The organism is Pseudomonas sp. G5001 (genome assembly GCF_013385475.1).
GTDB lineage: Bacteria > Pseudomonadota > Gammaproteobacteria > Pseudomonadales > Pseudomonadaceae > Aquipseudomonas.
This window is the reverse complement of the sequence record NZ_JACAPZ010000004.1, coordinates 8,260-18,829: the sequence shown is the minus strand read 5'-3', so window position 1 is coordinate 18,829 and position 10,570 is coordinate 8,260. Positions and strand designations below refer to the sequence as shown.

Annotated in this window: 8 protein-coding genes; 7 read left to right on the top strand and 1 reads right to left on the bottom strand. The window is 64.8% G+C overall.

The annotated features are described in order from the left end of the window. Window positions 1-162 precede the first annotated feature (162 nt). Window positions 163-1,155, bottom strand: a complete 993-nt coding sequence (locus HX805_RS01340; protein ID WP_003218615.1) for a P1 family peptidase — start codon at window positions 1,153-1,155, stop codon at window positions 163-165. 306 nt (window positions 1,156-1,461) lie between these two features. On the opposite strand from HX805_RS01340, the gene HX805_RS01335 reads away from it, so the two are divergent. From HX805_RS01335 to HX805_RS01305, 7 genes are all read left to right on the top strand, one after another. After that, window positions 1,462-3,900, top strand: a complete 2,439-nt coding sequence (locus tag HX805_RS01335; RefSeq protein ID WP_177116524.1) for a TonB-dependent siderophore receptor — start codon at window positions 1,462-1,464, stop codon at window positions 3,898-3,900. Window positions 3,901-3,958: 58 nt separating this feature from the next. Beyond that, window positions 3,959-5,296, top strand: a complete 1,338-nt coding sequence (locus HX805_RS01330; protein WP_102606457.1) for an LLM class flavin-dependent oxidoreductase — start codon at window positions 3,959-3,961, stop codon at window positions 5,294-5,296. Continuing rightward, complete coding sequence (locus HX805_RS01325; RefSeq protein WP_177116523.1) at window positions 5,293-6,210, top strand: 5'/3'-nucleotidase SurE; 918 nt, start codon at window positions 5,293-5,295, stop codon at window positions 6,208-6,210. The genes HX805_RS01330 and HX805_RS01325 overlap by 4 nt, the downstream gene beginning before the upstream one ends. Next, on the top strand, window positions 6,207-7,196 hold the full coding sequence (locus tag HX805_RS01320) for an LLM class flavin-dependent oxidoreductase (RefSeq protein ID WP_177048862.1): 990 nt from the start codon (window positions 6,207-6,209) through the stop codon (window positions 7,194-7,196). The genes HX805_RS01325 and HX805_RS01320 overlap by 4 nt, the downstream gene beginning before the upstream one ends. After that, window positions 7,193-8,179, top strand: a complete 987-nt coding sequence (locus HX805_RS01315; protein ID WP_177055655.1) for an LLM class flavin-dependent oxidoreductase — start codon at window positions 7,193-7,195, stop codon at window positions 8,177-8,179. Before HX805_RS01320 ends, HX805_RS01315 begins: the two co-directional genes overlap by 4 nt. Window positions 8,180-8,338: 159 nt before the next feature. Then, the gene (locus tag HX805_RS01310; protein ID WP_087695234.1) at window positions 8,339-9,331 is read left to right on the top strand and encodes an LLM class flavin-dependent oxidoreductase; all 993 of its coding nucleotides are present in this window, start codon (window positions 8,339-8,341) and stop codon (window positions 9,329-9,331) included. Then, window positions 9,321-10,463, top strand: a complete 1,143-nt coding sequence (locus HX805_RS01305; RefSeq protein ID WP_177116522.1) for an LLM class flavin-dependent oxidoreductase — start codon at window positions 9,321-9,323, stop codon at window positions 10,461-10,463. The genes HX805_RS01310 and HX805_RS01305 overlap by 11 nt, the downstream gene beginning before the upstream one ends. The last annotated feature ends 107 nt before the right edge of the window (window positions 10,464-10,570 follow it).

Genomic DNA, 10,570 nt, shown 5'->3' with positions numbered 1-10,570 from the left:
CGCTGTGCTTTTGCTTTTGATTTTGATCTGACTGCCCCAATAAGCCCGAGGCCGAACGCAGGTATTGCGGAGCGGGTAAACCGGCAGGACGCCGGTTTAGCCGCGCCGGGCCATGGATGGCCCGTCGCGGCGGCCCGCGGAGTAACGGATATACACCCCACCCTAACCCCGCGCAGCAAACACCCCCCGAGCAATCGACCGAGCCACACAATCAGCCGCCGCCGACCCAATCCGCCCAATCTCCACCTGCCGCCGAGGCCCATCCGCCACCTCCACTGCCCCCGAAGCCAACGCAAAAACCGTATCCCCATCAAACGGCAAATGCGCCGGCCGCACCGCCCGGGCAATCCCGTCCTGCGCCATGATCGCCACCCGCTTGCACTCCGCCACCGTCAACCGCGCCGTACTCGCCACCACCACCAGCGTGGTATTGGCCCCCGCTTGCAGACGCCCCATGGAATCCAGCCGCGACAACTCCGGCATCGGATCACTGCAATCCATCTCCGTCACCGGCCGCGCCCCGCCAAACTCCCCCGCCACCTCCCAGGGCCACGCCCAGAACGTCTCGCCATCCGGCATGTAGACCGAACCAATCGGGTTAGCCACCACCAACGCGGCAACCACCAACCCATCGCCCAAATCCAGGGACGCCGTCCCCAGCCCGCCTTTCAGCACCCCGGCCATGGCCCCACGTCCGGCCCCGACAGAGCCCAGCTCAAACTCCGGACCGGCATTGGCCAGCGCCTCGAACCCCAGTCGCCGGTAAGGCGGCTCCAGACCCCAATCCTTGTCCCCGCCATTCGCCAAATCATGCAACACCGCCGCCGGCACGATAGGAATCGCCGGCGCACCCGGCTTCAAATGCAACCCCACCTGGTCCTGGGACAACTTCGCCGCCACCGCATCCGCCGCCGCCAGGCCAAACACCGAGCCACCGGCAAACACCAGCGCGTGCAGCTGGCCCACCATGTTCTCCGGCTCCAGCGCCGCGGTTTCGCGACCACCTGGGCCTCCACCGCGAATGTCGATACTGGCAGTCCAGAAACCATCCGGGCGGATCACCGTGACGCCGGTGTCGGCGTACAGGTCTGTGGCGTGGCCAACCTCCAGGCCGGGAATATCAGTGAGGGCGTTGCGCGGGCCAGGTCTAGGCATACAGAAAAGCTTCCTTGGGTTTAGGTATGGCGTGGGGAGAGCAAGGGGTGTGCCAAGGAGGCGCTCCCCCGGCCCAGCGTACGCTAGCAGCTTCGCGAAAAAATCCCCTGCACAAAAACCAACACCCTGCCCTTCCGCCTGTTAGAAAAACACCAGCCGCCCCGCAAACCCTCCAACAACTCCTTGTTATCCAAGACTTTTCAGCGATGGCACAGCCTTTGCTCTCCTGCCTCCACCAGAGCTTGAACTTAACAAGCCGTCCTCGAACAAGGCCCGTTGCCTAACCACACTGGAGTGTTGCACATCATGAATCCATCACGCGCCGCCGGCCGCCGCCAACCCGGCAAGGCTTTCGCCCATACCCTGTTGTTCCTCGCCGTGTGCGAGGCCGTCAGCTATAGCAGCCTGACCCTCGCCGCCGACGCCCCGGCCAGCGACAACCCCCTGGACACCGTCGTGGTCATCGGCAACCGTGGCCAGGCCCGCACCCTGGCCGACAGCCCGGCGCCGGTGGACGTGATTTCTTCCAAGCAGTTGCTCGCCACCGGCCAGGGCGACCTGACCCGTGCCTTGAGCAAAGTACTGCCGTCCCTCAACCAGCCGGCCTCGTCGGGCTTCGGTTCGACCTCGATCGTGCGCCCCATCAGCCTGCGCGGCTTGAACGGCGACCAGGTGCTGGTGCTGGTCAACGGCAAGCGCCGCCACAACAGCGCGCTGCTGAACAACGCCACCTCCCTCAACTCCGGCTCGCAACCGGTGGACCTGGACATGATCCCCACCGCCCTGGTGGATCACATCGAAGTCCTGCGTGACGGCGCCTCGGCGCAATACGGGTCGGACGCCATCGGCGGCGTGATCAACATCGTGCTCAAGCAAACCGACCACGGCGGCAGCTTGTCCACCACCTACGGCCAGAACTATGAAAACGGCGACGGCGAAACCGTGCGTCAAACCGGCAATGTCGGCCTGGCCCTGCCCAACGACGGTTTCATCAACCTCGCCCTGGACGTGAAGAAACAGGACGTCTCGGACCGTTCCGATGCGGCGCCGTACACCGACAGTGCCGGCAACACCAGCCAACGCCACACCTACTACGGCACCGGCTTGCCCGAGGCGAAGAACTTCAGCCTCGGCTACAACGCCGAGCTGCCGGTCGCCGACGCGCTGACCCTGTACTCGTTCTCGACCTACACCCACCGCAACTCGGAAAAGCCCCTGGCATTCCACCAGCCGCCGTCGTTCAACGGCATCCAGACCCCGTACCCGGAAGGTATCGAAGACAACCTGCGCTTCATCGAAGACGACTTCCAGGTGGCGTTTGGCGGCAAGGGCCAGGCCGCCGGCTGGGACTATGACCTGTCGAGCACCTACGGCCAGGACCATGCCCGGGCCACCCTCACCGACACCTACAACCTGAGCTACGGCCCGAACTCACCGACCTCGGTCGACACCGGCGTAAAAACCTTCAGCCAGTGGACCAACAACCTCGACCTGACCCGCGCCTTCGACCTCGGCCTGTACAAGCCGACGCAGATTTCCTGGGGCCTGGAACAGCGCTACGAAGACTACAAGATCGGCAAGGGTGACCTCGCCTCCTACGCCAGCGGGCCGTTCGACACCGGTGCCAACGGCGCGATCATTCCACCCGGGACCATTTCCGGTGCCGGTACCACCCCGGCCGACGCCGCCGAAAAAAGCCGCATCAGCCTCGCGGGCTACGGCGAGATCGGCCAGGACCTCACCGAAAAATGGCACGTGGACCTGGCCGGGCGCTACGAGCACTACAACGACGGCTCGGGCACCACCACCAACGGCAAGTTCTCCACCCGCTACCAGCTGACCCCGATCCTGGCCTTGCGCGGCACCGTCAGCACCGGGTTCCGCGCACCGTCCCTGGCCCAGCAGATCTACAGCTCCACCTCGCAAACCAGCGTCAACGGGCAACTGTTCGACTACCGCAACGTGGCGGTGAACTCCGATGTGGCCAAGGCCCTGGGCGCGACCACCCTCAAGCCTGAAAAGTCGACCAACTACAGCATCGGGCTGACCCTGCAACCCACTGACAACACCAACATCACCCTGGATGCCTACCAGATCGTGATCAAGGACCGCATCGCCCAGACCGGTTACCTGGGCGGCACGCCGCAAATCAGCGCGATCCTCGCCGCCGCCGGGCTCAACCCGAACCAGGCGGTGACCTACTTCACCAACGCCCTCGACACCACCACCCGCGGCGTTGACCTGGTGGGCGACTACCGCCAGGACATCGGTGCCTATGGCAGCCTGAAATACAGCGCCGGCTTCAACTGGAACACCACCCAGATCGACTCGATCCACGCCTCGACGGTGGCTGCCCAGGCCCTCGGCCCGGACGGTGGCTATGACCGCCAGCGCCAGGGCAACCTCAAGTACGGCTTGCCGCAATCCAAGCTGCTGCTGGGCACCACCTGGACCTACGACAAGGTTGAAACCAGCCTCAACCTGACCCGCTACGGCTCCTACACCGAGTACGGCACCGCCGAGATCTACGACCGCAACTTCGCGCCGACCTGGATCACCGACCTGAACATCGACTACCACCTGACCAAGGCCGTGACCCTGAATGCGGGGGCCAACAACCTGTTCAACAAGTACCCGAAACGCACCGACCTGGTAAGCAGTTCCGGCGGCTTCCCGTACGGTACCTTTTCGCCTTACGGCACCACCGGTGGCTATTGGTACACCGGCGTGACGTACGCCTTCTGACCCAGCCCGCGGGGCCGGTTCGCCGGCCCTGCGCCTGACCTTTTGCGGGAGCCTGTCCATGACCCGACGTACCGATCAACTCAAGCTGGGGGCCTTCCTGGCCAACAGCGGCCACCATGTATCAGCCTGGCGCCATCCCCTGGCCCAGGCGGATGCCAGCCTGGATTTCGAGCACTTCAAACACATTGCGCAAACCGCCGAACGCGGCAAATTCGACGCCTTGTTCGTCGCCGACGTGGTCGCACTGTGGGGCCATCATCATGACGCCCTCAGCCGCACTGCCCGCGCCGAACACTTCGAACCCTTGACCCTGATGGCCGCTTTGGCAGCCGTCACCAGCAACATCGGCCTGATCGCCACCGCCACCACCAGCTACAACGAGCCGTACCATATCGCCCGCAAGTTCGCCTCCCTCGATCATCTGTCCAAGGGGCGCGCCGCCTGGAACCTGGTGACCTCGGTGGTCTCGGATGAGGCCTGGAACTTCGGCCGCGAAACCCATATCGACCATGGCGACCGCTACCAGCGCGCCGAAGAATTCCACGACGTGGTCAAGGGCCTGTGGGACAGCTGGGACGACGACGCCTTCACCCGCGACAAGGCCAGCGGGGAGTATTTCGACCCGGCCAAACTGCACACCCTGAATCATCGCGGCGAACATTTTTCCGTACGTGGCCCACTCAACGTCGCCCGCCCCCCACAGGGCCATCCGGTGCTGGTGCAGGCCGGTGCGTCGGAACCCGGCAAGGCCCTCGCCGCCCGCGTTGCCGAGCTGATTTTTGCGGTCAACCATGACCTGGCCGGCGCCCAGGCTTTCTATCAAGACATCAAGCAACGCGCCGCCGCCTTTGGCCGTGACCCCGACCACATCAAGATCCTGCCCGGTGTCACCCCGTTTATTGGCGAAACCCGCGAACAGGCCCAGGCGCTGTTCGAAGAGTTCCAGGCCCTGGTGGACCCGGTGCTGGGCCTGCGTTTCCTGGCCGACACCCTGGGCGATGACATCGACCTGTCGGGCTACGACCTCGACGGCCCGCTGCCGGAAACCCCGGTAGGCCAGCGCGGCAGCCGTCGCGACAAACTGCTGGAACTGGCCCGCAGCCAGAACCTGAGCATCCGCCAGCTGTACCTGCACCTGACCGCCGGCAACCCGATAATCGGCACCGCCGAAGACATTGCCGACTTCTTCGAGCGGTGGTTCGAAGCCCGTGCCTGTGACGGGTTTAATGTGTTCTTCCCGTACTTCCCGGGTGGCATCGACCTGTTCGTCGAGCAGGTAATCCCACTGCTGCAGCAACGCGGGCTGTTCCGCACTGAATACGAAGGCACCACCCTGCGGGAAAACCTCGGCCTGCCGCGCCCGGCCAATCGCTTTACCCAGGGAGTCACACCATGAAGCGCAGCGCATGGATGCTGGCAGTCGGCAGCCTGTTCGTCTCGAAGGCCTTTGCCCTGAACATTTTGCTGAGCAACGACGACGGTTATCAGCACCCCAATATTCGCGCCCTGTACACCGAGCTCAAGGCCCAGGGGCATACGGTGCGGATTGCCGCACCGCAGGCCGACCAGAGCGCACGGGGCGGTGCGTTTTTCTTTGGTCGCGAAGTCACCGTTGGCCATGACGACGACCCGGCCTACCCCGACAGTTACTACATCAGCACCACTGAAAACGGCGTGTGCCAAAGCCCCGAATGCGCCGGCAAAGACGTGCAGATCGAAATCAGCGGCACGCCGGTGATGGCCTTGCTGATGGGCCTGAAAAAAGTCATGGCCCACCCCGACCTGGTGATCGTCGGCCCCAACCCCGGGAATAACCTGGGGGCGATCAACAGCGCTTCCGGCACGTTCAACGTCGCCAGTGTCGCGGTGCAGGCGGGCATTCCGGCGCTGGCGGTCAGCACCGATTTGAAGGAGGCAGACCCACAACGCGCGGCGCAACTGGTGGCGAAACTGGTCAATGCCCTGGACCAGCATCGCCAGCCCGACGGCGCGCTCTTGCCCAAGGGCCTGGGCCTGAATATCAACCTGCCAAAAGACCCACGGATCAAGGGCGTGAAACTCACCCGCATCGGCAGCTACGTGGGCTTTGAAGCGGTGTACATCGACGACCTCAAGCAATTCAAGCTGCCGGGCAAACCCGGCATCGGCTTCCAGTACAGCCCCGCCGCCACCGCCGAGCAGCAGAAGCAGGATGAGGCGGTATGGCTCAACAAGGGTTACCTGACCATCAGCCCGTTCAGCGGCCTGCCTGAGTCGATCAACGCCGGCCCGGCGCTGCAAAAACAACTGGCCCGCGAGGTGCAGCCATGAGTTCGCGTTTTTCCCTGGGGTTTCTCAGCCGGGTCTACAGCCCCGGCTTCGAGCCCAAGGTCTACCGCGACACCGTGGAGTTGTTCAAGGTCGCCGAAGAGTTGGGCTTTGACAGTGGCTGGGTGGCGCAGCACCACTTCGCCAGCGAAAACGGCCGCCTGCCCTCGCCCCTGGTATTGCTTGCCGCCATCGCCCAGCGCACCCGCCGGATCAGCCTGGGCACCGGGATTATCGTGTTGCCCCAGGAAGCGCCGCTGCGCCTGGCGGAAGACGCCTCGGTGCTGGACCTGTTGAGCAATGGCCGGCTGGAGCTGGGCCTGGGTGCGGGTTTTGATCCCGACACGTTCACCGCATTCGGTCGTGAGCCTGAGGCGCGCCACCGCGATTATGAGCAGCACCTGCAACAGTTGATCCATGCCCTGGGCAACGCCCCCCTGACCGACAGCGGCTCGCGCCTGTTGCCACGGGCAGCCGGCCTTGGGCAGCGAATCTGGGAAGCCACCTCACGGGTGGAACGGGTGGCCGAGCGCGGCCACGGCCTGATCATGGCGCCCAACCCGCACCTGCCGCCCGAAGCCGGGGTAGAACTGGTCAAGCGCTATCGCAACGCCTGGACCGGTGACAACGGCACCCCGCCCCGTGTCACCCGGGTACAGGCGCTGATCCCGAACCCGGACGCCGCCACGCGCAACGATATCCAGGCCTACGTGCAACGCCAACAGAGCATCGGCGTGTACAAGGCGCCGGTGGATGATGATTTCGACGCCACCCTCAGGCGCCTCGGCATCCTGCACGGCCCGGTCGAGCAGATCATCGAGCAGTTGCAGCAAGGGCCGAGCCTGACGGCCAACGACCACCTGGTGCTGCAAGTACAGACCGCCAGCACCCCGCTGCGGGAGGCGATCCGTGCCCTGGAAATCATCCGCGAACAGATCGCCCCGGCCCTGGGCTGGCAACCGACACTGCCCCAAGGAACCCTGACATGAGCTTCAAACTGGGCTTTCTCAGCCACGCCTTTGGCGACGATCCACAGCAGGTCTACCGCGACCTGATCGAACAATTCGAAGTCGCCGAGGCCCTCGGTTTCGACGGTGGCTGGATTGCCCAGCACCACCTGAGCAACGGCTTCGGCCGGCTGCCGTCGCCGCTGGTATTGCTGGCGGCGGTGGCCGAGCGAACCCGGCATATCGAACTGGGCACCGGGGTGATCGTGCTGCCTTTCGAAGACCCGATCCGCCTGGCGGAAGACGCCAGTGTGCTCGATGCCCTCAGCGGCGGCCGGGTGCAATTGGGCCTGGGCAGCGGCGGCGCCAACCTCGACAATTTCAGCGCGTTTGGCCGTGATGCCGTGCAACGCCAGGTCGATTTCAGCGAACACCAGCAGCAGGTCCAGCAGTTACTCGACGGCGAGGCATTGACGCCCCACAGCGCGCTGACCCTGCAACCGCCAGCAACCGGCTTGAGCAGCCGCTTGTGGCACTCCCACGGCAGCCTCGAAGGCGCGGCATACACCGCCAGCCAGGGCAACGGCTTGCTGCTGGGCACCGCCACCCACGATCCGCTGACGGTGCAAAAACCCCTGGCCGATGCCTACTTGAATGCCTGGACCCGCACCGATCGCCCACCGAGAATCGGCGTGGTGCGGGCAATTTTCCCGGCAGCGGATCGCGCCAGTGCCCAAGCGGAACTGGCGGTGGATATCGAGCGCCACATCCCGCGCCTGCAACGCGAAGGCCTGATTGATCAAGCCGTGGACCTGCAGGAGCACCTGCGCCTGATGAACGTGCACCACGGCCATCCCGACGAAGTGATCGCCAGCCTGCAACAGGACCCGTCCCTGCTGCCCTATGCTGACTACGTGATCGCCGTGGTCCAGGCCGAAAGCTCGACCCAGGCGCAGATCCTCAAGCGCCTGGAAATCATCGCCCGGGACATCGCCCCGGCCCTCGGATGGCGAGGACGAGAGTAGGATGATCAAACGCCCTGAAAGCGTCAGCTCCCGTAGCAGCTGTCGAGTGAAACGAGGCTGCGTAGCGGTGTGCCAGATACACCGCGAACGCAGCCTCGCCGGGGCTCGACAGCTGCTACGACGACGCGTGATGCTGATGCCAAACTATGGAGCCCGTGTATGCCCCTTGAATTCAGTTGGTTGATGCCCCTCTGTACCCCCGACTGGGCGGCGCGGCCGGGGCAATGGATCCAGCTGGCCCAGGCGGTGGAATACGCCGGCATCGACGGCCTGTGGATCCCCGGCGGCGCGCTGTGTGCCGACAGCCTCGGGGTGGCGGCGGCGCTATGCGCCCACACCCGACGGGTGCAATTGTCGGTGAGCGTACCGCCGGAAGTCATGCTGCCGGCGGCCCTGGCCACCACCCTGCAAAGCCTGCAATCGATCAGCAGCCACCGGGTGCGCCTGCACTTGCCCGACGGCGAACAAGGCAGCCTGCGCAGTGCGTTTGGCGAATGGCTGAACCGCGACCAGCGCAGCGAACGCATCGGCGAATACCTGGAGATTCTCCAACAACTGCTGGCACCGAATGACGGCGGCCTGGATTATCAAGGCCGCTATTTCCAACTGGAAAACGCCGGCGTCGCCCGCCGCGAACTGCCCGCGCCGCCACTGGTGCTGGACGACAGCCAAAGCCACGCGCTGGTGGCCGGCCACGCCCAGGTCTGCCTGTTGCGGCCTGGGCATCCGCAGTGGCTGGCCCAGGAAATACAACGCTGGCGCCAGCTTCAGCCGGGCCTGGCCTTTGCCTGTACCTTCGGCCTGGTCATCGGCGACAGCGAGGACCTGGCCTGGGAAACCGCCGCCGCCCTGCTGCCGACCCAGGACCTGCCCAACCACCGCATCGCCACCGTGCCCCGCGACCGTCACCCGTTGCGCCAGTGGGAGATCCACCCGAACCTGCTGCAACTGCACCCTGGCCAACCGTTGATCCTGGTGGGCACGCCCCGCCAAATCGCCACGCGCCTGCAGGAACTGCACGGCCTGGGCCTTGGCCACATCATCCTGCAAGGCGGCCCGGCGGTCGGCGAAGTGCTGCGCTTTGGTGAACAGATCCTGCCGCTGCTTTTTCAACACGGCCTGCGCAAGGAGCGCCTGCACCATGAACACTGAGGTTCGCCCCCCGATCCAGCTCGACTGGTTCCTGCCCACCAATGGCGACGGCCGCCACCTCACCAGCAGCGGCCTGCCCAAGGTCGGGCTGTTCCAGCAAGGCGAACGTGCCCCCACCCTCGATTACCTGCGCCAGATCGTGCGGGCTACCGAACAGGCCGGGTTCGACGGGATCATGGTGCCCACCGCCAGCGGTTTCGAGGATCCGTGGCTGATTACCGCGGTGCTGGCCCAGGAGGTGCGACGGCTTAAATTCCTCCTGACGTTGCGACCAGGCATGGAGCTGCCGGCCTATACCGCCCACCGTGCGGCGACCTTGCAATTGCTCAGCGAGAATCGCCTGGCGTTGCATGTGGTGACGGGGTCCAGCCGTTTTGAGCAGCGTTCGTTGGGGGACTTTCTCGAACACGATGAGCGTTATGCGCGTACTGCGGAGTTTTTGCAGGTGTTCCAGGCGGTGTGGGCTGGCAAGCAGCCGGCGCATCCGGGGCGCTACTACCGCAGTGGGATCAACACGCCGGTGGCGCCTGGGGCCGAGGTGCCGGCGATCTATTTTGGGGGTGCCTCCGAGGCTGCCGAGCAGGTGGGGGCTGCCCATGGGCAGACGTACCTGATGTGGTGTGAGCCGCCGGCGATGATTGCCGAGCGGGTGCTGCGGATGCGTGAGTTGGCCGCGATGCAGGGCCGGACGTTGCGCTTTGGGTTGCGCTTGCACATCTTTGCCGATCGCACTGACGAGGCGGCCTGGGCGCATGTGGAGCGGCTGTTGGAGGAGATACCCAAGGACGCCATTGACCAGGCGCAGCGGCAGATGGCCAGGTATGAATCGGTGGGGCAGAGTCGCCAGACCGAGTTGATGAAAGGCCGTGGGCGTGGGGCGCGGGAGCTGGAGGTTTCGGCCAACCTCTGGGCCGGTGTGGGCCTGGTACGGGGCGGGGCCGGGACGGCGCTGGTGGGGAGTTATGAGCGGGTGGCGGAGCGGATCGAGGAGTATCACCAGCTTGGGGTGGACAGCTTTATTCTCTCGGGGTTTCCGCATCTGGAAGAGTCGATTCATGTGGGGGCGGAGGTGTTGCCTTTGTTACGCAGGATTGGGGCTTCGGGGAGGGATGTTGAGGTGGGTCGGGGTTGACCAGAGCGGTGTACATATCCGTTATTTGGGTAACGGCTGATATTGGTTCCGCTCTTACAGCGGCCTACCGGCCGGCTTGAGTGTTAAAAGCCAAATCAAAATCTAAA